Origin of the sequence: Alkalihalobacillus sp. MEB130 (assembly GCF_032335535.1) — a bacterium.
Lineage (GTDB): Bacteria > Bacillota > Bacilli > Bacillales > Bacillaceae_D > Halalkalibacter.
This window is the reverse complement of sequence record NZ_JAOANA010000004.1, coordinates 136166-161746: the sequence shown is the minus strand read 5'-3', so window position 1 is coordinate 161746 and position 25581 is coordinate 136166. Positions and strand designations below refer to the sequence as shown.

21 protein-coding genes and 1 pseudogene are annotated in these 25581 nt (G+C 36.6%); 20 read left to right on the top strand and 2 right to left on the bottom strand.

The annotated features are described in order from the left end of the window. The first annotated feature begins 8 nt into the window (after positions 1-8). The 16 genes from N0O92_RS06095 to N0O92_RS06020 all read left to right on the top strand — a co-directional run bounded on the left by N0O92_RS06095 (position 9) and on the right by N0O92_RS06020 (position 19482). On the top strand, positions 9-1562 hold the full coding sequence (locus tag N0O92_RS06095; RefSeq protein ID WP_315613768.1) for a glycoside hydrolase family 28 protein: 1554 nt from the start codon (positions 9-11) through the stop codon (positions 1560-1562). Positions 1563-1596: 34 nt separating this feature from the next. Further along, the gene (locus N0O92_RS06090) at positions 1597-2433 is read left to right on the top strand and encodes a sugar phosphate isomerase/epimerase family protein (RefSeq protein ID WP_315613767.1); all 837 of its coding nucleotides are present in this window, start codon (positions 1597-1599) and stop codon (positions 2431-2433) included. A 310-nt stretch (positions 2434-2743) separates the two neighbouring features. Continuing rightward, a complete protein-coding gene (locus N0O92_RS06085; protein ID WP_315613766.1) occupies positions 2744-5047 on the top strand; it encodes an AraC family transcriptional regulator in 2304 nt (767 codons plus the stop codon). Positions 5048-5459: 412 nt separating this feature from the next. Then, entirely contained in the window at positions 5460-6998 is a 1539-nt protein-coding gene (locus N0O92_RS06080) for an extracellular solute-binding protein (protein ID WP_315613765.1), read from the top strand. 431 nt (positions 6999-7429) lie between these two features. Continuing rightward, positions 7430-8323, top strand: a complete 894-nt coding sequence (locus N0O92_RS06075) for an ABC transporter permease (protein ID WP_396334474.1) — start codon at positions 7430-7432, stop codon at positions 8321-8323. Positions 8324-8430: 107 nt separating this feature from the next. Then, positions 8431-9306 (top strand): carbohydrate ABC transporter permease, encoded by an 876-nt coding sequence (locus N0O92_RS06070; RefSeq protein WP_250097132.1) that lies wholly within the window; start codon positions 8431-8433, stop codon positions 9304-9306. 60 nt (positions 9307-9366) lie between these two features. Then, on the top strand, positions 9367-10476 hold the full coding sequence (locus N0O92_RS06065; protein ID WP_315613763.1) for a prenyltransferase/squalene oxidase repeat-containing protein: 1110 nt from the start codon (positions 9367-9369) through the stop codon (positions 10474-10476). A 22-nt stretch (positions 10477-10498) separates the two neighbouring features. Further along, on the top strand, positions 10499-11698 hold the full coding sequence (locus tag N0O92_RS06060) for an MFS transporter (RefSeq protein WP_315613762.1): 1200 nt from the start codon (positions 10499-10501) through the stop codon (positions 11696-11698). A 16-nt stretch (positions 11699-11714) separates the two neighbouring features. Beyond that, positions 11715-12029, top strand: a complete 315-nt coding sequence (locus tag N0O92_RS06055) for a cupin domain-containing protein (protein WP_315613761.1) — start codon at positions 11715-11717, stop codon at positions 12027-12029. Positions 12030-12055: 26 nt separating this feature from the next. Continuing rightward, positions 12056-13588, top strand: coding sequence for a glycoside hydrolase family 28 protein (locus tag N0O92_RS06050; RefSeq protein ID WP_315613760.1), 1533 nt, complete (start codon positions 12056-12058; stop codon positions 13586-13588). A gap of 32 nt (positions 13589-13620) precedes the next feature. Next, positions 13621-14625: a dienelactone hydrolase family protein gene (locus N0O92_RS06045; RefSeq protein ID WP_315613759.1), complete on the top strand. Its 1005-nt coding sequence runs from the start codon at positions 13621-13623 to the stop codon at positions 14623-14625. 66 nt (positions 14626-14691) lie between these two features. After that, positions 14692-15801 (top strand): glycoside hydrolase family 88/105 protein, encoded by a 1110-nt coding sequence (locus N0O92_RS06040; RefSeq protein WP_315613758.1) that lies wholly within the window; start codon positions 14692-14694, stop codon positions 15799-15801. A gap of 117 nt (positions 15802-15918) precedes the next feature. Further along, a complete protein-coding gene (locus N0O92_RS06035) occupies positions 15919-16452 on the top strand; it encodes a hypothetical protein (RefSeq protein WP_315613757.1) in 534 nt (177 codons plus the stop codon). Between the two features lie 26 nt (positions 16453-16478). Continuing rightward, on the top strand, positions 16479-17138 hold the full coding sequence (locus tag N0O92_RS06030) for a YesL family protein (protein ID WP_315613756.1): 660 nt from the start codon (positions 16479-16481) through the stop codon (positions 17136-17138). A 77-nt stretch (positions 17139-17215) separates the two neighbouring features. Next, complete coding sequence (locus tag N0O92_RS06025) at positions 17216-18499, top strand: Gfo/Idh/MocA family protein (protein ID WP_315613755.1); 1284 nt, start codon at positions 17216-17218, stop codon at positions 18497-18499. Positions 18500-18528: 29 nt separating this feature from the next. Continuing rightward, entirely contained in the window at positions 18529-19482 is a 954-nt protein-coding gene (locus N0O92_RS06020) for a sugar kinase (RefSeq protein ID WP_315613754.1), read from the top strand. A 146-nt stretch (positions 19483-19628) separates the two neighbouring features. Here the strand turns inward: N0O92_RS06020 and N0O92_RS06015 are convergent, their stop codons facing one another. Further along, a complete protein-coding gene (locus N0O92_RS06015) occupies positions 19629-20513 on the bottom strand; it encodes a substrate-binding domain-containing protein (protein WP_315613859.1) in 885 nt (294 codons plus the stop codon). Beyond that, a pseudogene (locus N0O92_RS06010) lies at positions 20490-20627 on the bottom strand (LacI family DNA-binding transcriptional regulator); the annotation flags it as partial. The pseudogene N0O92_RS06010 and the gene N0O92_RS06015, both read right to left, overlap by 24 nt. A 112-nt stretch (positions 20628-20739) precedes the next feature. Here N0O92_RS06010 and N0O92_RS06005 point away from each other — a divergent pair. The 4 genes from N0O92_RS06005 (at position 20740) to N0O92_RS05990 (ending at position 25562) form a co-directional block, all read left to right on the top strand. Beyond that, the gene (locus N0O92_RS06005; protein ID WP_315613753.1) at positions 20740-21708 is read left to right on the top strand and encodes a bile acid:sodium symporter family protein; all 969 of its coding nucleotides are present in this window, start codon (positions 20740-20742) and stop codon (positions 21706-21708) included. Between the two features lie 99 nt (positions 21709-21807). After that, positions 21808-23304, top strand: a complete 1497-nt coding sequence (locus tag N0O92_RS06000; protein WP_315613752.1) for a UxaA family hydrolase — start codon at positions 21808-21810, stop codon at positions 23302-23304. A gap of 37 nt (positions 23305-23341) precedes the next feature. After that, positions 23342-24868 (top strand): tagaturonate reductase, encoded by a 1527-nt coding sequence (locus tag N0O92_RS05995; protein ID WP_315613751.1) that lies wholly within the window; start codon positions 23342-23344, stop codon positions 24866-24868. A gap of 58 nt (positions 24869-24926) precedes the next feature. Then, positions 24927-25562 carry a bifunctional 4-hydroxy-2-oxoglutarate aldolase/2-dehydro-3-deoxy-phosphogluconate aldolase gene (locus N0O92_RS05990; RefSeq protein WP_315613750.1) on the top strand — a complete coding sequence of 212 codons (636 nt, stop codon included), beginning with the start codon at positions 24927-24929 and terminating at the stop codon, positions 25560-25562. Positions 25563-25581: the final 19 nt, after the last annotated feature.

Sequence of the window (25581 nt, the reverse complement as noted above, 5' to 3'; positions counted from 1 at the left end):
GGGCAATTATGTCGTCAACCATCAGTGAACTTGATATTGCATTGCCGCAAATTCCAAATCGAGATTTTATTATTACAAATTATGGTGCAGTTGGTGACGGTATTTTTGATAATACAGAGGCTATTGCCAACACCATTAACGCTTGTAAAAAGGCGGGAGGAGGAAAAGTCATCATTCCACCTGGTGTGTGGTTAACCGGTCCCATTGAGTTTATTAACCACTTAAACTTACATATTGAAGCGGGAGCAATCTTACTATTTACGAAGGATTTAAACTCGTATCCTCTTATCGTATCAAGCTTTGAAGGAGAAGAAACGATCAGGTGTCAGTCTCCTATTGATGGTGAGTTTTTACATGATATTGCAATTACGGGAAAAGGAGTCATTGACGGGTCTGGTGAGGCATGGAGGCCTGTTAAGAAATGTAAGATGACTGAAATTCAATGGAAGAAGCTGATCGAATCAGGAGGAGTCGTTGATGACGAAGGAGAGATATGGTGGCCAACAAAGCAGGCTTTAAAAGGAGCTAGCGTGATACAGGATCTGAGGAACAGTGGTTCAAAAAGTTTTGAAGACTACGAGCCAATACGAGATTTTCTTCGTCCTAACTTAGTAAGTTTTAGAAACTGTCAAACGATATTAATAGATGGGCCAACATTTCAAAACTCACCGGCTTGGTGCCTTCATCCATGGATTTGTGAGCATATTACGATAAAAAATATAACAGTACGAAATCCATGGTATTCGCAAAACGGAGATGGTTTAGATATTGAATCATGCCAGTTTGGGCTAGTAGAAAATTGTGTATTTGATGTTGGTGATGATGCCATTTGTATTAAATCAGGGAAAGATGAGGCGGGAAGGGAACTTGGCAAACGCTGCGAGGATATTATAATTCGTGGGTGCCAAGTATATAGTGGTCATGGTGGATTTGTTATTGGAAGTGAGATGTCAGGTGGTGTTAAAAATATAACAGTGAGTGACTGTTCTTTTTTTGGAACAGATATTGGATTACGGTTTAAAAGCAAAAGGGGAAGAGGAGGGATCGTAGAAAATATTTCAATAGAGAACATACGAATGGCCAATATTACGGGTGAAGCGATTGTTTTTCATATGTATTATGAACATTCCGGGAGTGAAGAGAGTTTAAAAGAGGAAGCAGTTTCTATAGAAACACCGATTTTCCGTGATATAGAAATGAAAAACATTACATGTATGGGCTGTAAAAATGCGATTATTTTAAAAGGGCTTCCAGAAATGCCTTTGGCTAATATTAAGTTTGAAGATGTGACGATAGTATCTGAATTTGGAATAAATAGTTCAGAATGTATAGGCATCCAATTTACTAACGTATTGTTGGGTGTTGAAAAAGGACCTTTACTAACATTAACAAACAATATGAATGTTGACCTAATTAATCTACAAAGTAAAAGCTATAAAGAAACGTATGTAGAAGTATCAGGAGAGAAAACAAAAAATATAACATGTTTGTTTGGAGTCTCAACTCCTAAGAACTTTGTTCAAATAGGAGAGGAAGTCAACGAGAATCAGATTAACGTGTGATAAACCATAAACAATAATAAAGGAGGAGTTACGAGTGTCCATTGGTGTTTTAGCTCATTTAGTTGGAAAGAGGCCTTATCATGAACTTGCGGAAAAAGTAGCTTCATATGGATTTGACCATGTTCAGTTAGCTTTATGGAAAGCTATTAGCGATTATGACCTTAGTAAAGTAGGAACATTAAGTCCTGGTTTAGTAAAAGATATATATTATGAATTTCAAAAACGTGGTGTTTCTATTTCTGTTTTGGCGTGTTATCTTCATTTATTTGATAGAGATGTGGAAAAACGCAAGGAAAATGTGGCACGATTTAAGGAGCTTATAAAATATGCTTCTTTATTTCATACACCAATCGTTGCTTGTGAAGTAGGAAAAGTCCAAGATGGTATGGGAACGGATGAGGATTGGAAACTGTTAAAAGCATCTCTTTTGGAATTAATAGAAGAAGCGGAAAAATGGGGTGTAATCATTGGAGTTGAACCTGCAAATGAGCACTTAATAGGTACAGCTAGACAGTTAAAGTACGTCATAGATGAGATACCTTCTAGTCATTTAGGAGTTGTGTTAGATCCGGGAAACTTACTTACAGCAGAAAACTTCCATGAGCAAGATAAGATCATAAAAGAAGCGTTTCAATTATTAGGTGACCGTATTGTCGCAAGTCATGCAAAAGATCGTATCATCGATGAAAATGGGGAGATTAAGACGGTCAGACCTGGAAAAGGAGAGTTGAACTATCCACTCTATTTTAAATTACTCCATGATTATAAGCCACATTGTGAAGTGATTTTAGAAGCGACAAAGCCAGATGAGATGGTTGAGACGAAAGAATTACTTGAAGCAATTAGAATGAGGGCATTATCTGTAAAATAAATACACTGAGCCTAGTTTCCTAGTGCATTAATGCTAGAGAACAAGGCTTTTTAGTATAATTACATAACTTGAATTTTATGAACATTTTTTATTCTATTATGTTATAATGACTTACATATTGTTTTAGGTTTTTGACAATTGTGTGACTTTTTGTTACTTGATTTGAGTAGATTGAGTAATAAGAAAGAGTTTTCTTTTTTAAATATGTAAACCCTTTCAAGTTGTTGTCTAATGTGGAAAATGGTGATTGTGGCTCCCATAAAATGTTCAAACTAGTTGGTCGGTTATCTACTATAGGGGGAGGATTCAAATGAAGAGTCAAAGTTTGCTTACGAAATTAATTGTATTTGCTAGTATTATTAGTATTATCCCCGTAGTGATCGTCGGTGTGTTTTCCTATGTACAATCTTCAAAGCACATTCAAGAAAAAGTAAATCATGAAAAGGTTCAAATTATTCAACAGGTACATTCTAATATCGAACAAGTTTTAATGACGATTCATCATAGTATTACAAATACGATTGAATCTCCACTAATGGATGATGTAATTAGGAGACCTTTATATGCCGAGGACTTTTCTATCTACAGGGAGCTCAGACAAAATTTAAGTAATCTTAGATCTTATGACACAAAAGTAGAAGAAGTAATATTATTGAATTTTCAAGAGAATTGGATTGTTAATAACTCAGGATTGTCACGGTTAAGTGATTACGAAGATCGTGAGGCTTATCTTTCTTATTTAAATGCTGAAAATGATTCGACATGGTTATTACTAAACAACCAAGAATTTTCAAAGCCAATGGCATACGGAAGCTGTGAGAATACGATTAGTTTAGTGCAAAAGCTACCAGCAAGATATAGTGAAAAATATGGGTTGGCTTTTACGAACATACCAACATGTAGTTTAGCTGATATGATTAATGTCGATGGGCTTTCAGATGAAGTGGTTATAACAGATGAGAACTACCGAATCATTGTTCATCGCAATGAAGAATTGATCGGAACATCACTTGTAGATGCTGGTTACGTCAGCTCTCTAGATGCTTTTACAGAAAAATCAGGTCAATTTAATACGGACTCTAGGGATAATTCATATACGGTGACATATCACAAATCTGATTTTAATAATTGGAACTATATCTCATTTAATTCAATTGATATGCTTACTGCTGAAAGCAAGAAAATTGGTTGGATTACCTTTTTTATGATTACTTTTATTGTCATAACATGTAGTTTGTATATTTGGATTATTAGTAAGAAACTATATTCACCTGTAAATAAACTAGTAAATTATATTGATGGTAATTGGCCAGATCAAGATAGAAAAAAGAAAAATGAGTTAGAGATTATCGAGGAACACATTAATGATCTCTTTTCTTCAAAATCAAATTTAGAAATTGAATTACGAGAACATACACAACAAGTGAAATCGCTCTTTATTCATAACTTATTTACTGGAAATTATAAGACTAGTGAAATTGAAGAAAAGCTAGAGTATTTTCAATTACAGTCCATAGTTAACCAGTGGAGAAGCATGGTTGTGTTTACGTTGCACATTGATTCATTAGATAGATCTAATTATGAATCAGCTAATGTTGAAAAAGTGGCTTTCGCAGTAAAAAGTTTGGTGGAAGACACGCTTAATAAAAAAGATCAATTACAGTCTGTTTGGGTTGAAGAAACACTAGTCACTTTGATCGGCTTTTCTGAACAAACCCCAGACAACATTCAGGATACAATGTACGATTTAACTGAAACAATACAAAGTAAAATAAAAAATTCCTTAAATATTTCAGTTAGCATAGGCATAAGCCTTCCATTTTACGAACTGATAGAAGCCAAAAGAGGTTATAAAGAAGGAATGGAAGCATTAAAGCATCGGATGAAACTCGGAAAAGGGGTCATTATTCATTTTAGCAGCATTAATTCTGGGAAACATACGGTCATTTTTGACTATCCGAAGCGAACGGAAGAAGAACTACTTGTCGCTGTAAAGTTAGCGGATAAGGAAAAAGCGTTAGAACAGCTACGAATATGGATGGAAAAAGCCTTTAAAAACACGCAATCACCTAGAGAATATCAAATATCGATGATGAGGTTATTAAATAACCTATTAATGCTTAAACAAGAAGGTGGAGTGAGTTTTCAGCAAATTGAGGTATTCCACGCATCGCTTTATGAAGAGTTGTTGAAGTTACAAATGAAAGAGGAAATTGAACAATGGTTTCAGGAACGACTAATCATACCTCTAATGAAAGTGTTTAGCGATCGTCGTGATTCTCAGTTTCAAAATTTATCAGAGAAAATCATAGACCTTATTCACCGTAATTTTGACTCAGATATTACATTAGAGGAGTGCGCCGAAAAACTTCATTATAATGCTAATTATTTGAGCAGTGTGTTTAAACAAGAAACAAATTATACATTTAGTGAGTACTTGGCCATGTATCGATTTAAAAAAGCAAAAGAGTGGTTAACGGAAACAAATATGACGGTAAAGGAAATAGCTGATCACTTACGCTATAAAAATTCACAGAATTTTATCCGATCATTTAAAAAACAAGAGGAAATGACACCAGGGCAATATCGCGAAAAATATAAAAAAACATCGTAGGAACATTAGGAGACATCACTAATAATGGTGAGAGAGATAGTAAACTCCCATTTGCAGGGTGTCTTCATTTCTTTGTACTAACCAGATAATCATTATATCAGGTATAGACGGAAACATTGATATAATAACATTGTAAGTGCTTACAAAATGATCTTTTGATTATATACTTAACCCATCATTTCGCTTAGTATCAATGGTAACAACTTCAAATTATATTAATGGATTACAACGTTGTTATTAAGTGAGTGATGGAGGTGATTTTCATAGAAGACAGAAAAAAATCGATTTCCATCTAATGATGAGAAAAAGCGAGCTAGTTTAGTTCATGAGTAGAAGAGATGTTTTTACTTAAGATGCTTCTATTTTTATTACCAGGTATCATTAGAACAAATTATAAATTGGGGGTTTGTACATGTTTAAGTCTAATAAGTTATTTATTTTAGGTTGTATGTTTGCTTTCATACTTTTACTCCTTGCTGCTTGTAATAAAAATGAAAGCGCTTCAAATAATGAGCCCGCTCCTGCAGAAGGTACGGATGCAGTTGAAACAGAAGAGCCTTTTGAGTTTTCTATTATGACTAACTTACACACAGCTGAAACACCAGCTCCGAAAATTCAAGAATTAATTGAAGAAAAAACAAACTATAAGTTAGACATTCAATGGGTTCCTGATAGCAGTTATGAGGAAAGGTTAAATACAGCTTTTGCAACAGGATCATTTCCTGATGCGGTTCGTGTTAGTTTTGCACAATTGAACCAGTTTAAAGATGCGATTAGAAACGATCAGTTTTGGGAAATTGGTCCTTATTTAGATCAATTTGAATATTTAAGTAATCTAAATGAAGAGATTCTAGCTAACTCAGTAGTTGACGGTAAGCTTTATGGCGTTTATCAAGGAAGACCATTATCGCGTCAAGGTATTATTTATCGTAAAGACTGGGCTGATAATTTAGGACTAGAAGCTCCAACTACAACTGAAGAATTTATGGAAATGGTGAAAGCTTTTACGAATGATGATCCAAACGGAACAGGAAGAAATGATACGATTGGTATGGCTGACCGTAGTGATTTGATTTATGGAGGATTTAAAACGATTGCTTCTTGGTTTGGAACTCCAAATGAGTGGGGATTAAAAGATGGAGAACTTCTTCCAGAATTCATGTTCCCTGAATATATGGAAACGTTAGAATTTTATCGTGAAATGCACTCAAATGGTTATATTAACCAAGACTTTCCAGTAACAAGTAAAGGAGATCAAACGGCGTTATTTACAAATGGTACAGCGGGTGTCTATGTTGGTTCTATGGAAGATGTAACAACTTTAAACAACGAAGCAACAGCATTAAATCCAGATATTGAATTAGATGTTCATAACTATGTTGAAGGTCCTCAAGGAGAATTTGGTGTTTGGGCAATCCCTGGTTTTAGTGAATTAATGATGTTTCCTAAATCTTCAGTTGAATCTGAAGAGAAGCTTCTTAAAATCTTAGGATTCTACGATCAACTAATGAATCCTGAAATTGCAAACATTTTATACTGGGGTATTGAAGGGGAGCATTACGAAGTAAAAGAAGGCAGAGCATCAGCTATTACGGATGATCAACAAAAGATTGATAGAGAAATTCGCCCATATTTAACAATGGAAGTTGGGGAACCAGCTACGAGTGGACGTTACTCCATTTACACAGATTATGAAGTAAGACAAAAAGCAGATCAAATGGTAATTGAGAACAATGATTATCTCATCCATAACTTGGCACTTACATTAGATTCACCAACCTATATTCGTGATGGTGATAGGCTGAAACAAATGATTGACGATGCAACAGTTCGTTACATTCTAGGTCAATCTGACGAAGCTGGCTTTGAAGCTGCGGTTGAGAATTGGAGATCACAAGGTGGAGATGCAATTATTGAAGAGTTCAATGCATCTTACCAAGAGTTAAACTAACAACTGAAAGTGGAGGTTGTCTCAGGAGGATAAGTCCTGTAGAGACAACCTTTTTTTTTTGCTTGTGAGTCCAATTCAACATAACAGTTTTAACACGTGTTTTGCAGAAGAGATAAGTACAAGAGATACAGTAGTCAGACTTTAATAGATTACGGGAACACCAACTAATTGAGTACATTGACAATGGTAATCTTTATTCACAAATAATCAAAATCTCCGGTTCTTATAAAAAACCTTATAAAACCAGTGTTTTCAGGCATTTATAACGTGATGATTATAGCTGTAATCACATAGATCCATGTAGTATGTAAATTAGAAAGCGGTTACATTTAACAATTTAGAAGTGAGAAAGGAAGTTGTATATGGAAAATAATGTAGCGTTGGAAAATTCAAAAACGCCGTTACCGAAGCCTGATAAACGGGCTGAGTTAATGAAACGGATCAAAAAAAATAAGTGGATTTATTTAATGATTACACCGGGAATCTTGTATTTCTTTATTTACAAATACATTCCGATGTATGGATTGATTATCGCCTTCCAGGATTACAAACCGTACTTAGGTATTACAGGAAGTGAGTGGGTAGGGTTTCAACATTTTGAGCGATTGTTTACTAGTCCAGATTTTTGGATGATCTTTAGAAATACGTTGGCATTATTCGGTTTACAAATACTTGTGTTTTTCCCAATACCTATAATTATCGCCTTAATGTTAAATGAAGTTAGAAATCAAATGTTTAAACGAAGTGTTCAAACATTAATTTATATCCCGCACTTTATGTCTTGGGTTGTTATTGTTTCAATCAGCTTTGTTATGTTGACGTTAGACGGTGGAATTATTAATAGCTTGCTAGAAATGATGGGTTTTCAAAAAATTAACTTCCTAATGAATCCAGATACGTTTAGACCAATGTATATTCTACAAGTAATTTGGAGAGAAGCAGGTTGGGGAACCATTATTTTCTTAGCAGCCATTGCAGCAGTTGATCCTCAATTATATGAAGCGGCAAAAATGGACGGAGCGAACCGCCTACGTCAAGCTTGGCACATTACGCTTCCGGCAATTAGAAGTGTTATCGTCGTTCTATTAATCTTAAAAATTGGTGATGTTCTGGAGCTTGGTTTTGAACACGTTTACTTATTATTAAATGCATCCAATCGTGAAGTAGGGGAGATCTTTGATACGTATGTCTATACTGCTGGTTTAAAACAAGGTCAATTTAGTTATGCAACGGCAGTAGGATTTTTCAAAGGAATCGTCGGTTTAATTCTTGTAATGTTCGCTAACTGGCTCGCGAAGAGAGCTGGCGAGGAAGGTGTTTATTAATACATTTTATGTAGTGAGGAAATCGCTACATACCTAAATTACGCGAGGAATAGGGAAGAAAATTGCTTCGCGTATCCACATTAATGTGACATTGAGGAGGAACGATCATGGTTGGAGACAAGTCATTAGGCAGTCGCTTATTTAACATTACTAATATTACACTTCTTGCGATTATTGCTTTGCTTTGTGTTTTACCTTTTATCCATGTATTAGCAGCATCATTTACGACAAGTGCAGAATTGGCAGAAAAAAGGTTTGTTTTAATTCCGACAGTTTGGAGTCTGGATGCGTATCGTTACATCTTTTCTACTGATACAGTGATGCGAGCTATGATGATTTCAATTGGGGTTACCGTTGGAGGGACAATTTTTAGTATGTTCCTTTCCACCCTTACTGCTTATGGTCTTTCACGTAAAGATTTAGTAGGAAGACGATTTATCATGTTCTTTATCGTATTTACGATGCTATTTAATGGTGGGATGATCCCAACGTTCTTAGTAGTACAGCAAACGGGTTTACTAAATTCACTGGCAGCATTAGTTGTTCCAGTTGCTATTAACGCTTTTAACATGATCATTTTAAAGAGCTTTTTCCAAAACCTCCCTGATGGGTTAGAAGAGTCTGCGAAAATTGATGGGTGTAGTGATTTTGGAATCTTATTCCGAATCGTCATTCCGTGTTCAATGCCTGCCATTGCAACGATTTCTTTGTTCTATGCTGTAACATATTGGAACACTTACATGCACGCAATCCTTTATTTAAGTGATTCATCTAAATGGCCGGTGCAAGTACTTTTAAGACAAATCGTTGTGCTTGCAAGTGGACTCAATTATGACGGAGCTGAATTTACAGATATTCCACCGCCAGAGATCACCATTAAAATGGCTGTTATCGTAGTAGCGACTATTCCGGTATTAATGGTTTATCCATTCTTACAGAAATATTTTGCTAAAGGTGCATTAATCGGGTCAATGAAAGGTTAGTCGCACAAGCTTTAGATGCAAATTACCGTGTAGAAATATATTCATAGAGTAGGTGAATAAATGATTCAAAATAGGAAGGACTTTGCTAGTGTCTTAGAAAAGTTGGATGATCAGTACCACGGGCTTTTTCATTGGCTTGCAGGACAGTATGATCCTGCTACGGGAGGATTTTATTACGCTAAAAGTTCCATCAATGATCATTATTTTAGTCCGGATATTGAATCAACAGCACAAGCGTTAAACATGTTAATACGGAATAACCTTATCGACGATATGCCAAACCAGATGAGAACACAAATGGTACACTTTTTTCAGTCAAAGCAAAAGGAAGACTCAGGATTTTTTTACGATGATTATCCAATGATGGCAAAAGATGAAGTTATGGTTCATCGAGCGATAAATTATTCGATCAATTCGTTAAAGAGACTAGGTGGTAACGCGCTTTATCCGTTACCACTGGAAGCAAAAAGTGCTCCTGATTATGTCAAGTCACCTGAGGAATATCTAAAAAAGTGGCGTAGCATTGACCTGAGTAATAGTTGGAGAGGCTGCGATTTGCTGGCAACATCTTGTGTATATTTAGAAGAGATGCCGAAAGAGAAACGGGTACCATTTTTAGAGGTAGCAGAACAGTATTTAGCTTCCATTCAACATCCACAAACTGGACTATGGGGAGAGGGAAGTCTGTACGTTCGCATTTCTGGAACATTTAAACTTCACACGTTTTACAGTAAGTTCAAAATTCCAATGCCAAATCCAGATCGAATTTATCAAAGTATTCTTACATGCTTGAAAACAGAAGAAGCTGTTGATATGTGCTATATCCGAAATCCGATTGATTTGCTTTCCTATATGAATCTCTCCATTCCTGCTCATGAGTTACTTGAGATATTGGAAATAACGGCGACCAATATTAATAAGTTAAAGAGGGAAGATGGCGGATTTTCAAGGGAGATCGAGCATTCACCACCTGCTCCTAATGTGGCCCAAGTGAAAAAGGGAGAATATTATCCGAACATGCCTGAGCCAGTTTGTTTAGGAAAGGGATTATATGAGGGAGATATGAATGCGAGTACACAAGCAACTCTGATCAGATTAAAATGTTATAGTCTTGCAGGAATTACGGCGAAGCCAATTAAAGGTTATCAAGAATTTTACAGACTTCTATAAATGAGAGAAGTGTTGCAAGGAAATGAGATTACTAAAAATACCTAAAGAAAAAAGGCTGTCGGAGCAAGCTATAATCACGCTTGTAAACCATACAATTTTTCAGTTTGGCAATTCGTTATCACTTATTTTTATCAATCTGTATTTATGGCGGTTAACGGAAAGTTTATTGATTAATGGACTGTTTAATTTAACAGCTATCCTCTCTCAAGCAGTCGCGACGATACTTATTGGCAAGATGGCTAAACAAAAAGGACATTTAGTGATTTATCGTTATGGGATTTTCTTAACCGCTTTCTTTTATCTATGTATCGTTGTCACGCAAGAAAACATGGTTCAGTATTTTTACTTATTTGCATTAGTTAGAGGGATTTCTCAGGCTGCTTATTGGCTAAGTTATTTTACATTAGCACATGAAGTATCAAACAACTTAAATCGGCATCGATACCTAGGATGGAACCAAATGTTAATGGGGTTAGCTAACCTAGTAGGTCCGGCAGCTGCTGGATTTGTTATTACTTTGTATACAGAATTAACCGGATATATTATTGTGTTTTCCATTGCCTTCTTAATGTTTATCATTGCAACGATTGGAAGCTTTCGAATTAAGAAGGTGCAGTCTCACCATAAAGAGTATTACATGAAGTATTTAAGATTATTAATCAAAAAAAAGCCCAACTTTCAAAAGTCTCTACTGGGTTGGTTTATAATTGGATTCCCCCAAGGGATATTGATGTATATCCCACCGATTTTACTCTTTACGATTTTTCCAGATGAGAGTTTTGTAGGCTACATGAATGTTTTGTTTTTAAGCTTATCGATTGTTGCTAGTTATGCGATTTCTCGTTTTGCAAACATAGAATCAACGAAAATGTATTTATTTGTTGCAGCAATAGGGATGCTAATCTCAGTTACTTTCTTACTTTGGGAGATTTCCATTTGGACTGTTGTTTTATTTATGGCAATAGGTTCTATATTTAAGCCACTACAAGGGAACACATATGCTGCGTACTATTTTACATGGCTAGATAAAATACCTTTAAAAGAAAATTTCCGTGTGGAATCAGTCGTGTTGAGGGAAGCGATCATTAATATTGGTAGGGGACTAGGGATTGTGATCTTTATGATTTTTTCAACGGAGATCAACCCAGCTTCTATTCCTTGGATACTAGTTTTTGTTATGGCTATTCAATTAGTTATTCCTCTATTAGCAAAAAATCAATAGAAAGGGGCGTTTACAAGTGACGAAAATCGGAGAATGGGAAGTAGTCGATTCGAAGATTAAAAGGAAAATTCATCAACCAGGAAACCAGATTATGATGATGGAAGTCGAGTTTGAAAAAGGGGGAGTGGGAACGGAACATAGTCATCCACATGAGCAATTTACGTATGTATTAGCGGGAACATTTGATTTTCAAATTGATGGGAAAAGAATTCTAGTGAAAGAAGGAGAAACCCTTTATATACCGAGTAATGCTGTTCATGGTGTAACAGCACTTGAGGCCGGCACTTTGTTAGATACATTTACCCCACTTAGGGAAGATCTATTGAAATAATCGTTTGTCAAGGAGGTTATGATGGCATGAGAGCATATGACATTACAGAATATGGCGCCAAAGGCGATGGTGTCACGGATAATACGAAGGCAATTGCTGCAACCATCGCGGCATGCTCTGAAGATGGGGGAGGAACAGTCAGAATCTCAGCTGGAACGTACCTTACAGGGCCGATTGTACTAAGAAGCAATATGACCTTATTTCTAGAAGCAGGTGCCCTCGTATTATTTCGAAATGATTTTGATGCGTATCAACCGGTTGAAACAAGGTGGTCTGGTTATCAATGCTACGGTTTCTCTCCACTAATTTATGGGAATGGGTTAGAAAATGTTTCAATAAAAGGGGAAGGTAGTTTTGACGGGCAAGGAACAGCTTGGTGGGACTATTATCATAAAATTAAGAACGGGGAATCGGTTGAAACAGCGGTAACACGTAAACTTGCAGAGTTAAATACAGAAAAACTAAACATGAAGACAAACTTAGTTGAGTGGAAAACACAATTTCTACGTCCTCCATTGCTGCAGTTATTTAATTGTCGCGATGTAACAATTGAAGGCATCACGTTACAAAATTCTCCATTTTGGAACACACATCTCGTCTATTGCGATCATGTAAACGTACGTGGAGTAACGTTTAAAAACCCTTCCAATACACCAAATGGTGATGGCTTTGATCTTGATTCTTGTTCCAATGTTCGTGTATCTGATTGTCATTTTGATGTTGGGGATGATTGCTTATGCTTAAAATCTGGAATTAATGAAGATGGAAGAAGAATAGGACGGCCAACAGAAAATGTAACAGTAACAAACTGTACGATGTCACGTGGTCATGGTGGTGTTGTTTTCGGAAGTGAAAACTCTGGTGGAATAAGAAATGTAACGGTTTCCAACTGTGTTTTTATCGGAACAGACCGCGGCATCAGGATTAAAACGAATAGGGCTAGAGGTGCTTACATTGAGAACATTCTAGTGAATAACATATATATGCAAGATGTCTTCTGTCCACTATCTATTAACTCTTTTTATAGGTATGGCATTGATGAGGATGATCCACTTATGACTTATGCTGAGGCCATTGCTGTGACAGAAAAAACACCAAGAGTGAAAAATATTCAAATTAGTAATGTAACGGCTAAGAATTGTTTGGCTGCTGCCGGTTTCATTTATGGACTACCTGAAATGCCAATTGAAAATGTTTCAATACAACATATGAAAGTAGAAATGACAAATGATGCAAATGAGGTAGGTGGTGAACCGGACATGGTGAAAGAAGAAGTAATCATGGCTGGGGAAGGAATATTTTGCAAACATGTTCGTGGAATCGAATTTCATAAGGTACAGATAGAAACACGTCAAGGACCGGCTGTGATTGTTGAGCAAGGAGAAGATGTTGAGTTTGATCAGGTTAGGATGAAGAAGCTGCATGCTAATACACCTGTAATCCAATTGACTAAAGTGGACGATGTATATATATCCGGACGTCAGGCAGCAAAATTAAAAGAGGGTTATGTTGACTTTGTAGATAACAACTGTGAAGAGGTGACGTTTGCAGGTAACTAATACTCATAGCTTACTAGTTGGAGGTAGTGCTGATGTGGTCTGCTAACCCATTTTTACAGAAGCTATACGAAGAAACGGTACAAACACATGTTGTAGATAGAAATAGAAATAAAGAACATATAAAGGAATGTTTGATAGAGGCATTAGGTGATTTTACGAGCCTTGAAGGAGAATTGCAACCACGGATCATTGAGAAAGTTGAATATGATTCCTATGAGAGAATGCGTCTTGAAGTGCAAACTTGTCTATCTCTAAGAATGCCTGTGTATATGCTAGTACCTAAAATGAGGTCGGCATCTCCGGTTCCCGCTGTTCTTGCTATTCATGGTCATGGCTATGGAAGCAAGGAAGTTGTAGGTTTGCATCCAGGCGGGCTTCCTAATTTAGGGGTTCCAGGAATCCATAAAAATTTTGCAATTGAGCTAGTCAAAAGAGGAGTGGTTGTCGTTGCTCCAGAGTTGATAGGATTTGGTGAGCGGAAGGTAGCAGCTACAGAATCTGCTACTGATAATTCGTGCTTTGAACTTGCTAGTCAACTGCTATTATACCGAAAAACACTTGCTGGGCTTAGAGTATATGAGTGTAGAAGGATATTAGATTACCTAAACGAATTGCCTAACATTAATCATAAGAAAATTGGGTGCATGGGTTTTTCAGGAGGTGGACTTATTGCAGCATTTACTTCTGCAATAGACGAGAGGATCAAAGCTACGGTTATCAGTGGTTATGCAAACACGTTCAAAGACAGCATTATCGCTAGAAGACATTGTCTTGATAATTATTTACCTGGGATATTACAAAACGCGGAACTGCCAGATTTAATTGGCTTAATTGCACCAAGGTCGTTATGTATTGAAGCTGGTATCCATGATCATCTCTTCCCGTTCCACGGAGTACAAAAAGCCGTGCACAAACTTGAAAAAATCTATAACTCACAAGATGCAATACATGCCTTTACCTATGATGTTTTTGAAGGTGGGCATGAAGTAAGTGGAAGCAAATCATTTAATTGGTTAGTAGATTCCTTAGCGGTATGAGGGAGAGAAAATGAACGATAAACAATAGCAAATTAAATAATAAAAAAATTTTAGGAGGAATGAACAATGGCAAATCAAGTAGCAGTTAATGGAAAAAGTGCATTAGAATGGGCACAGAGGGCAAGTGAAAGTTTAATGAATCAATATGAACCTATCAAGCTTCCACCAGCGGATAGATGGCATTATCATCAAGGCGTTTTCTTGTGTGGTGTTCATAGTGTTTGGCAAGAAACAAGAAATGAAGAATACTTTTATTATTTCAAGGAATATGTTGATAAGCTTGTTGACGAACAAGGGAACTTTTACTTTGCTAGAGATGAGCTAGATGCCATTCAACCGGGGTTACTACTTCTTCCTTTATATAATCAAACAGGAGAAGAACGTTATAAAATAGCAGCTACTAAGCTTCGGAATCTACTAGATACGATTAACAAAACAAAAGAAGGCGGCTTTTGGCATAAAGATAAGTATCCTTATCAAATGTGGCTGGATGGCCTCTACATGGCAGGACCTTTTACACTTCAATTTGGTCAACAGTTTAATGAGCCAGAATTAGTAGATTTAGTTTTATATCAAGAAGAGCTAATGAGAAAGAATACAAGGGATAAAAAAACAGGTCTTTATTTCCATGGATGGGATGAAAGTGGTCAGACACCATGGCATGTTCCAGGTTCTAATACAGCACCTGAAATTTGGGGACGTTCATTAGGCTGGTATGGCTTAGCGGTAGTAGACATTATTGGGATGCTGCCTGATAATCATCCGAAGAAAGAAGAGTTGATCGGAGTTATTCAAAATTTGGTTGAAAACTTGGTTCGTTATCAAGATGAGGAGACAGGACTATGGTATCAAATCATTGATAAAGGCCATCTTGAAGATAACTGGTTAGAAAGTTCTTGTTCAAGCTTGTTTGTTTATACGATCGCCAAAGCTGTGAATCAAGGCTATATCGATGATAAATATTTCGAGTATGCGAAAAAAGGATATGAAGGAATTATTCATCACTCTATTCAAGTAGATGACGATGATCAAGTTACGTTAACGGGCATTTGCATCGGTACATCTATCGGAGTATATGATTATTATGTTAGTCGTGAAACAAGTGAGAATGATCTGCACGGGGTAGGGGCATTTATCCTAGCAAGTATGCAAATGTACCACAATGAGTCAAAATAGGAATCAGCACCTTTCTCCTAATTGGTTACTAGTAGAGGGCTTAGAAATAGCTCTCTACTAGTAGATTAATAATGATATAGTTTATATAGCGCTTATTTAGGAAGGAAGGAACACTAAATGAAAGTTTTAGGAAAGATGCTTTTATTCGTAATGTGTTTGTTGATGATCGTTGGCTGTAATAAAAATGAAGAAAAGTACAAATTGCTCTTTTTCTCAGAAATACCGGAATCAGCACAGGAAGATATAGAGGCGGTTGTTAAAGAGGCGATCGATATTGAGGAGACTGGTTTTGAACTATTAATGTTTCCAGTAACTTATGAAAGGTTAGTTGTTGAAATTGCAGGACATAACGGTGATATTTTATTTTTGAAGGAAGAGCTTATGTCAGCGGCTTATGATCCGGTTGGGCTTATTCCTTTAGATGAAGTGCTTGATCAAGCTACGTTTGAACAAATCCCGTATGAATATAAAAATGTAGATAAAGATACAGGCGAAACACATGTTCATGCATTACCACTTAATAATGAATCTCCATTTTTAAAGAGATTAGGGATAGAATTAGAAGAGCCTTTGGTGGCTATTATACCTATTTACAGTGAAAATAAAGCGTTTTCAATCGAGTTGCTTCGATATATAATGGATGTAAACTAGTTTGCTAGTAGGGAGGAGGAAATGTAATGGAAATGAACGGATTTATGGGTAGCTTTTATCGAGTGAGTGTATTTATTTCGAGGCTGGCCTATATTAATATACTCTGGATCATGTTTACATTAATGGGTTTAGTTGTTTTTGGATTTATGCCAGCAACAGTTGCGATGTTTGCTGTTACGAGAAAATGGATCAATGGTTCAGGAGATTTTCCTCTTTTTAAGACATTTTGGGGCTACTATAAATCAGAAATGATTAAATCGAATGTATTTGGAGTCTTCTTTGTTTTTATTGGTTATATTCTTTACATGAATTTCACCCTAGTACCGGAACAGGTGCTTTGGATGACAATGTTAAGATATATTTTTCTGGTTATTAGCATAGTATATCTCATTACGTTACTCACTTTTTTCCCAACTTATGTTCAGCTTAATTTAAAAGGGACCAATTATATAAAGACATCGCTATTACTCGGTTTGGCTTATCCGCAATATGTTGTTTTAATGGTTGTTGGAATTGTTGGCATTCAATATTTAATGATGTTTTTACCAGGGTTAATACTATTTTTCGCAGCTAGTTTAATCTGTTATGTATTGACGTGGGTTATGAGAATAGTTTTTAAAAATGTTGAGAAAAAGAACCAACAGTATGAAGAAAAGCAAGCAGCTAGAGAAGTAGAAGTTATGTAGTTTGATTAAGGTGAATCAAGTATAGGGTTCACCTTTTATAAAAAGTAATAATAACAACGTTGTTAAGAGGTGGGAAAATGAAAAGAATTGTTGTTTGTGGACTAAGTAATCGAGCCATGCAAATGTTTATTAAACCAATCTTAACAAAGTTCTCAGAGGAAAACGAGATTGTTGGTTTCTTAGATCAAGATGAGAGACGAGTGGAACTCTTTTATGAGAAGTTTCCAAACTTAAGAGACGTTCCATATTATAAACCTGAGCAATTTTCTGAAATGATTCATAATACGAGACCAACTACTGTCATTGTCACGAGTCGAGATGATACACATGTCGACTACATATTACAAGGTCTGAAATTTGATTTAGATATTATTTGTGAAAAACCAATGGTCATTACAAGCCAAGATGCAAGACGAGTAATGGAAGCTGAAGAGAGAAGTAAAGGGAAAGTAACCGTAGCCTTTAATTATCGATACAACCCATTTCATCGAAAAATAAAAGAATTAGTTTTAGAAGGGAAAGTTGGAAAAATAACGTCGATTGATTTGAATTGGTATATTGATACGTACCATGGTGCGAGTTATTTTAAACGGTGGAACCGAATGAGGGACTACTCAGGAGGGTTATCCGTTCATAAATCTACACATCATTTTGATCTAGTTAATTGGTGGATTGATCAAAAGCCAATTGAAGTCTTTGCGTATGGTGGTTTGCATTATTACGGAAAGTATGGGGAAGCAAATCCGAGTCCAACTGATAACCGCTACTGTGGTACCTGTAAGGAGAAGTTATTATGTAATTACTATACTCGCTGGAGCAATCGTACGAATTCTGGTGTAGTGGAAGATGATCATGTAAAAGCAGAAGTGGAACATAATTATACAAATTACCGGCCAGATGCTTGTATTTTCGATCACGAAATTGAGATTGAAGATACGTATGTTGCAACAGTGAAATACGATCAAGGCGCCTTGTTAAGCTATTCAATCAATTTTTCGTTGCCATATGAAGGCTATAGATTAGCCATTAATGGGACAAAGGGAAGGATCGAAACCCAGGAATTTCATGAACTTAGTCGTATTCCGTTTCCTGTTTCTCGACAAACAATTGATTACTATCCTTTATTCGGATCAAAGGAGATTATCCACGTTGTCCAAAATGAGGGCGGACATGGAGGTGGGGATCCATTGATTCAAGAAGATCTCTTTTTAGGAGTAGATCCTAGTAGGCATTATGAAATCTTAGCAGGATCACGTGCTGGCGCTTATTCCATTGCTGTTGGAGAAGGGGTATGGAAATCGACTAAGGAAAATAAGCCGATTCGAATTGATAAATTATTAGAAAACTTTATATATGAATAATTTATAACATACAAACTGGAGGGGTTAAGATGGATGTTGTAACAATTGGAGAGTCAATGGCTGTTTTTAGTCCTGAGTCATCGCCATTAATGAGGTATGCAGCTACTTATTCTCGTAAATTTGGTGGAGCTGAATCAAATGTAGCGATTGGCTTAACGAGACTAGGACATGAAGTAGGATGGATAAGCAAAGTAGGAAACGATGAATTAGGAAAGGGCTTGCTCTCCTTTATTCGAGGGGAAGGAATTGATGTTAGTCAAGTGAAGATAGATGAGACTGCTCAAACTGGTCTTTATTTTAAGGAAGTAAGAAATTCAAGCAATGTAAAGGTAGAATACTATCGTAAAGGATCAGCAGCAAGTCAATTACATGTTACGGATTTAGATGAACAATATATTGCAAATGCAAGATACATTCATGTAACAGGCATTACGCCAGCACTAAGCGAGAGTTGCTATGAAACTATTATGAGAATGATCCAGATTGCAAAAGACAATAACGTCAAGGTCGTATTCGATCCTAATTTACGAAAAAAACTTTGGTCTGAGGATCGTGCAAAAGAAGTTTTACTTGAAATTGCTTCAAAAGCAGATATTGTCTTGCCGGGAATTTCAGAAGGGGAGTTTATGTTTGGAATAAGGGATGTAGATTCTCTTGGCCAGAAGTTTATAGAGCACGGAGCTTCACTAGTAGTGATGAAAGTCGGTGAAAAGGGAGCCTATTACTTTACAAAAGAGAGAAGTGAGCTTGTACCTGGTTTCCAAGTCGATCAAGTGGTTGATCCTGTTGGAGCCGGAGATGGCTTTGCTGCTGGTCTGATTTCTGGTCTATTAGATCAATTACCTTTGTATCAAGCGGTTGAACGTGGAAATGCAGTTGGAGCGATGGCGGTACAAATTCCAGGTGATTTTGAAGGATTGCCAAGCAGAGAAGAAATTCATCAGTTTCTCTACGGGGCAGAATTAGAGGATATTAGTAGATAACATAGGAGCTGTTTAAAAGTCCAGAGGTGATACTGACTCAGTTCTATTTGCCTTGCGAGGAGAAACAGACTCCTCGCAAGACTTAAAAAAAATGAATCGCTACACTTTAGAGTGCTTAAAACGAAATAGACATTTTTCTCGTTTATTTAATCATACCACCCAAAGGGAGCACAAGAGTTAGCAATATTTAATTCAGGATCTAAAATGATGTGGTCTTGAATGTCATGGCCCTCTAAGATAGAGAGAAGGGCTTTATTAATTTGTTTGGCAATTCTTGATACAGGTACACCTACAGTAGATAAAGTTACCTCTAAATTGTCTGCCTGTGGGATATTGTCATAGCTAATAATAGAAATGTCCTTTGGTACGTGAAGAGCTAGTTCGCTGGTTGCTCGAAGAATTCCACGTGTTAAATCATAACTCCCGCTGATTAGTGCTGTGACACTCGTATTATTTGAAAGGAGAGTTTTTGCAGCATGATATCCATCATGCACCTCCAGCCCATTAGTGGGAATAGCTAACTCAGGTAATTCGGATGCTTGTTTAACATTCATCGCTTCAAAAAAACCGATTGCTTTTTCTTTTTGAAGAGGGTCATTGTCAGATAAGTCTCCAATAAAAGCAATCTCTTTGTGGCCAATTTCTTGTAAGTAATGCACAGCTTGTTTAATGGCTTTTCTTCTATTAACATCAATCGTTGGATACGTTGAGTTTTCTTTCAGTCCGTAATAAAGAATCGGAACGGTTGTCTGAATTAAAGTGTCGCTAAGTACGGTTTTATTGTCTCCGAAAACTAAGATTGCATCTACCTGAAACCGATTGAAGGTAGCAATAGCTGATTCCACTTTGTTAATAGACAAAAGTGTAGTATACGATTTTCTTTCTAAAAGATCGTTAATTTTTGTAATCAGAATAGACGGAGCGACTCTTTCTACACTTGGCCAAACGACTCCAATTGTAAACGACTTTTTTTGTACAAGACTTCTTGCTGCTACGTTAGGTTGATATCCTAATTCTTGTGCTATTTTCATAATTTTTGTTTTCGTAGGTTTTTTTACTAATGGGCTGTCTCTTAAAGCCTTTGATACCGTTGAATAGCTTACTCCTGCATGCTTGGCTATGTCTTTGATTGTTACCCCCATAGTCTGCCTCCATTTTAAATTACAACGTTGTTAATCTATTTACTTATTATATCAAACTAAAGTAAGATTTATAAGTGAAACCGTAAGAGTCGAATTTAAAGTGAGGAGTATGAATATGGTTCAGATTATAAATCAGCACTTAGAAAAAGCGATGCCATTTCTTACACCATGCTGTGTCTTGTTAGGTTTATTGTTATCCAATTACATTCAGTCTTGGGTTGTTCTAGTCCCTTGGGTTTTCGCCTTTATCACGTTAGCAAGTAGCATTGGAGTACGATTAGAAAAGATTAAAAATGCGATCGTGCACCCTAAACCGATTTTTCTCTCACTAGGGATCATTCAAATTTTTATGCCATGTATCGCATTTTTGTTAGGACATTTGTTGTTTCCAAACGATTATTTAACCATTGTAGGATTAATTATTGCTTTTATCATTCCTACAGGGGTCATTAGTTTGATGTGGGTTTCCATTTATAAAGGAAATTCCTCTGTTTCATTATTAATTGTCCTAGTAAACACACTTTTAGCCCCGTTTGTTATTCCATTTTCTTTACACCTGTTTGTCGGTACGAGTATTGACATTCATACATGGAGTTTGATGTCAAATTTATTTTTAATGATTGTTATTCCGTCGTTATTAGGAATTGCTTTAAATTATATTCCAGTGTTAAAGAAGAAAGATGTGAAAGGGACGCTTGCTCCTTTTTCAAAAGTTGGCTTGTTTTTTGTTATCGCCGTTAATAGTTCCGTTGCAGCTCCTGTTTTGGGATTTAACTGGAAACTACTCTCTGTTGCAATGGTCATTTTTTGTATTGCATCCATAGGATACTTACTTGGTGTCGTTTTAGGGAAGTGTTTAAAATTTGAGAACGATGTAATCATAAGTTTATTGTTTAATAGCGGGATGAGAAATATTAGTGTTGGGGCGACTATAGCTATTTTATATTTTCCAGCACCGGTTTCCGTACCTATTGTTCTCGGTACGCTGTTTCAACAAACGTTGGCGGCATTTTATGGTCGGGTCGTTTCAAATTACTTACAGAAGAAAGAGCAAGACCAACAGCAGTATAAGTTAGTAAATTAGTTTTTCTTAATTGACATTTACCGTACCCTTTTATAAAATTAAAATAACAACGTTGTTATTTTTCTTGGACTCTATGAAATTAATAAAAAGGAGGTCAACATGAGCTCAAATTATCTTTTAGTTAATAAGGCTGATAATGTAGTTGTCACTCTTAAAAATTATGAAGCTGGGGAGACCCTGCAATTTGATAATAGAAACATCACATTAAAGGTGGCTGTCCCAACCGGTCATAAAGTGGCAATAGCAGCTATAAACAAGGGTCATAATGTAATGAAGTATGGATTTCCAATTGGGCATGCAACAGAAACGATTGAAGTGGGGGAATGGGTTCATACTCATAACACGAAAACGAATTTATCAGGAACATTAGATTATACCTTTAATCCAGATGAAATCGCTCATTCAATAAGTCAAGCAAAGCATAGAACGTTCAAAGGCTATGTTCGTGCAAATGGTGAGGTCGGAATTCGGAATGAAGTTTGGATCATAAACACAGTAGGTTGTATTAATAAAACCGCTGAACTTCTAGCAAAGACCGCAGATAATCAGTATAGGGGGGATGGCATTGACGGTGTATATCATTACCCGCATCTGTTCGGTTGTTCCCAACTCGGAGATGATCTTCAAAATACACAAAAGATATTAAGTAACCTCGTACATCATCCTAATGCTGCAGGTATTCTAGTACTAGGATTAGGTTGTGAGAACAATCATATTGCTGAATTCAAAAAAGTGATTGGTGATTTTGAAGAGAATAAAGTGAGGTTCTTAAGCGTACAAGAAGCTGATGATGAGTTAGAGGAAGGGTTAGAACTACTTGATGAAATTGTCTCCTACGCGAAAACGTTCTCACGTGAAGAAGTACCTGTATCAAAATTAAAAGTCGGTTTGAAATGTGGGGGGTCTGACGGCTTTTCAGGAATTACAGCGAACCCACTTGTTGGGTCCTTTTCGGATAAATTAATCGAACATGGAGGTACATCGATTTTAACGGAAGTACCAGAAATGTTTGGAGCAGAAACACTTCTCATGAACAGGGCAAAAAATGAAAGGGTTTTCAATATGATTGTTGATTTAGTCAATGACTTTAAAGACTACTTTATCAGGCATGACCAAGTAGTCTATGAAAATCCGTCACCAGGTAATAAAAAGGGTGGTATTACAACATTAGAAGAGAAATCACTAGGATGTGTTCAAAAAGGAGGATTCTCTCCTGTCAACGATGTGTTGCCATACGGTGGACGCGTAACAGAGCCAGGGTTAAACTTAGTTCAAGGACCTGGAAACGATCTTGTATCAGTTACTGCGTTAGCAGCTTCAGGAGCACATATTGTTATTTTTACAACAGGAAGAGGAACTCCGTTTGGTGGACCTGTCCCAACAGTAAAAATGTCTACGAACAGCAAGCTCTTTGAGAAGAAGAAAAACTGGATTGACTTCAATGCTGGTGAACTTATAAATGGGAAAGAAATGAATGAACTGACAGATGAATTGTTTGATTACATCATCGAATTAGCTTCAGGGAACGTTCGTACAAATAATGAAAAGAACGGATTTAAAGAGATTTCCATCTTTAAAGATGGCGTTATTTTATAATTCTTTTTTGCAAACTCAACAAAGGAGTGATTTTTAGATGGAGCAATTAAGCCGTTCAATAAAATTAGAAAACCTTCCTGCTCAAGTTGCATATGAAAATCAAGACCACTTGCCAGAAAAAATTATTCAATTTGGGGAGGGGAACTTTTTAAGAGGATTTATCGATTGGATGATTCACGAATTAAATAAACATGGGTTGTTTAATGGGAAAGTAGTAGCGATACAACCAACACCGCACGGGAGAGTTGTACCTAAGTTAAATGACCAGGATGGGTTATACACTCTTGCACTGCGAGGGATTGAAAACGGGCAGATCGTCGAACGTAATGAAATTATTTCGTCGATCTCTAGAGGAATTAACCCATATAGCAACTGGGAAAAAGTTCTAAAAGTAGCAGAATCACCTGACATTCAGTTCGTTTTTTCCAATACAACTGAAGCTGGTCTTACCTACTTACAAGAAGCATATGATGAGCAAAAATCGCCTTTATCTTTTCCGGGAAAAGTTACAGCCTTCTTGCACCACCGTTACAAAGTGATGAACGCTAAGCCCGATGCAGGTTTGATCTTCCTTCCGTGTGAATTAGTAGAATCCAATGGTGATGTATTAAAAGAGCTTGTTCTTCGATATGCAAAAGAATGGAGGATGTCTGATGACTTTATTGCTTGGGTCATCAATTATAATCAGTTTTGCAATACATTAGTCGACCGGATTGTGACAGGATATCCTAAAGACAACATTGAGCACTATAGAGAGCTTCTTGGTTATGAAGATGTTCTTTTGACTGCCGGAGAACCGTATCATTTATTTGCCATTGAGGCAGGAGAGGATGTGGTAGAGCGTTTGCCACTTCATCAAGCTGGCCTAAATGTGAAATGGGGAGCAATTACGCCATATCGTGAACTGAAAGTTCGGTTATTAAATGGGCCCCATACAATGATGTTTTCTGTTTGTTACTTAGCTGGTGTTGATACTGTCCTAGAAGCGATGCAGGATCCTGACTTAGGTGAATTTGTAAAAGGTGGCATGATTGAGGAGATCTTTCCTACTGTAAAGATGGATGAAAAAGAAAAGAGAGCATTTGTTAAATCAGTCATAGAAAGATTTGAAAACCCATACAACAAGCATTATTTAGCTGATATTGGCATGAATGCCATTTATAAATACAGATCAAGGCTCATTCCTTCTTTATTGGATTATATTGAACAAACGAATAAGTTGCCAAAAGTGATATTGTTTTCATTAGCTGCTCTCATTGTCTATTATCGTCCTGATAGAAATGGCGGTGATTTTCTAATTGGTAAACGAGGAAACGATGAATACACGATTCGTGACAATAAAGAAGCACTAACAGCATTAACAAAAGCATGGGATCAATTTGAAAATGGCGGTGCAGATGTTAACAGCTTAACAAGGTCAGTATTAGAAAATAAAGAACTTTGGGGTTTAGATTTAAATGAAATTGAAGGACTTAACGAATTGGTATCAAGTAATGTTTCGAGTATATTACTAAATGGCATGAAAGAAAGTGTTAAAAAGCTTGCGAAGGCAGCTACAAAATAAGCAACCATTGACAAAAATAACAACGTTGGTATTTTTCGATGTTGAGTTGGAGGAAACGATGAATTTATTAGAACAGATTACAGAAAGTGGAATTGTCGCTGTTATCCGTGGTTCAAAGCCAGAAAACATTGTTGAAATAGGTAAAGCGTTAAGGGAAGGGGGAGTTAAAGCCCTTGAAATTACAGTTGAAACACCAAGAGCCATGTCAATTATTGAGAAAGTAGCAATAGAACTTGAGAATGAGGATGTAATTGTAGGGGCAGGAACTGTCTTAGATCCAGAAACAGCACGAGCAGCCATTTTATCTGGAGCAAGATTTGTTTTTTCTCCCACAGTTAATGTAGAAACAATTAAGATGTCAAAACGATATGGGGTGCTGAGTATTCCTGGGGCGTTTACTCCGACAGAGATCGTAACGGCTTATGAACATGGCGCTGATCTAATAAAAGTGTTCCCAGCAAGTGCTGTTGGTCCATCATATATTAAAAATATAAAAGGACCGTTGCCTCATGTTCCTTTAATGGTGACAGGAGGAATTGGTTTAGCGAATGCGGCCGATTATATTAAAGCGGGTGCAGTAGGTTTAGGAGTCGGTGGGACACTTGTGCCAGCTACGATTAATGAGGAGGCACTTCTTTCTATAACAGATAAGGCTAGAGAGTTTGTGCGAATTGTTAAGCAAACAAGAGAATAAGAAAGAAAGCTGTTGAGAA

Coding starts and splice junctions, on each gene's coding strand:
- N0O92_RS06095 (WP_315613768.1), top strand. CDS start 9: ATGTCGTCAACCATCAGTGAACTTGATATTGCATTGCCGCAAATTCCA.
- N0O92_RS06085 (WP_315613766.1), top strand. CDS start 2,744: ATGAAGAGTCAAAGTTTGCTTACGAAATTAATTGTATTTGCTAGTATT.
- N0O92_RS06080 (WP_315613765.1), top strand. CDS start 5,460: ATGTTTAAGTCTAATAAGTTATTTATTTTAGGTTGTATGTTTGCTTTC.
- N0O92_RS06075 (WP_396334474.1), top strand. CDS start 7,430: ATGAAACGGATCAAAAAAAATAAGTGGATTTATTTAATGATTACACCG.
- N0O92_RS06070 (WP_250097132.1), top strand. CDS start 8,431: ATGGTTGGAGACAAGTCATTAGGCAGTCGCTTATTTAACATTACTAAT.
- N0O92_RS06065 (WP_315613763.1), top strand. CDS start 9,367: ATGATTCAAAATAGGAAGGACTTTGCTAGTGTCTTAGAAAAGTTGGAT.
- N0O92_RS06060 (WP_315613762.1), top strand. CDS start 10,499: ATGAGATTACTAAAAATACCTAAAGAAAAAAGGCTGTCGGAGCAAGCT.
- N0O92_RS06050 (WP_315613760.1), top strand. CDS start 12,056: ATGAGAGCATATGACATTACAGAATATGGCGCCAAAGGCGATGGTGTC.
- N0O92_RS06045 (WP_315613759.1), top strand. CDS start 13,621: ATGTGGTCTGCTAACCCATTTTTACAGAAGCTATACGAAGAAACGGTA.
- N0O92_RS06040 (WP_315613758.1), top strand. CDS start 14,692: ATGGCAAATCAAGTAGCAGTTAATGGAAAAAGTGCATTAGAATGGGCA.
- N0O92_RS06035 (WP_315613757.1), top strand. CDS start 15,919: ATGAAAGTTTTAGGAAAGATGCTTTTATTCGTAATGTGTTTGTTGATG.
- N0O92_RS06030 (WP_315613756.1), top strand. CDS start 16,479: ATGGAAATGAACGGATTTATGGGTAGCTTTTATCGAGTGAGTGTATTT.
- N0O92_RS06025 (WP_315613755.1), top strand. CDS start 17,216: ATGAAAAGAATTGTTGTTTGTGGACTAAGTAATCGAGCCATGCAAATG.
- N0O92_RS06020 (WP_315613754.1), top strand. CDS start 18,529: ATGGATGTTGTAACAATTGGAGAGTCAATGGCTGTTTTTAGTCCTGAG.
- N0O92_RS06015 (WP_315613859.1), bottom strand. CDS start 20,513: ATGAAAATAGCACAAGAATTAGGATATCAACCTAACGTAGCAGCAAGA.
- N0O92_RS06005 (WP_315613753.1), top strand. CDS start 20,740: ATGGTTCAGATTATAAATCAGCACTTAGAAAAAGCGATGCCATTTCTT.
- N0O92_RS06000 (WP_315613752.1), top strand. CDS start 21,808: ATGAGCTCAAATTATCTTTTAGTTAATAAGGCTGATAATGTAGTTGTC.
- N0O92_RS05995 (WP_315613751.1), top strand. CDS start 23,342: ATGGAGCAATTAAGCCGTTCAATAAAATTAGAAAACCTTCCTGCTCAA.
- N0O92_RS05990 (WP_315613750.1), top strand. CDS start 24,927: ATGAATTTATTAGAACAGATTACAGAAAGTGGAATTGTCGCTGTTATC.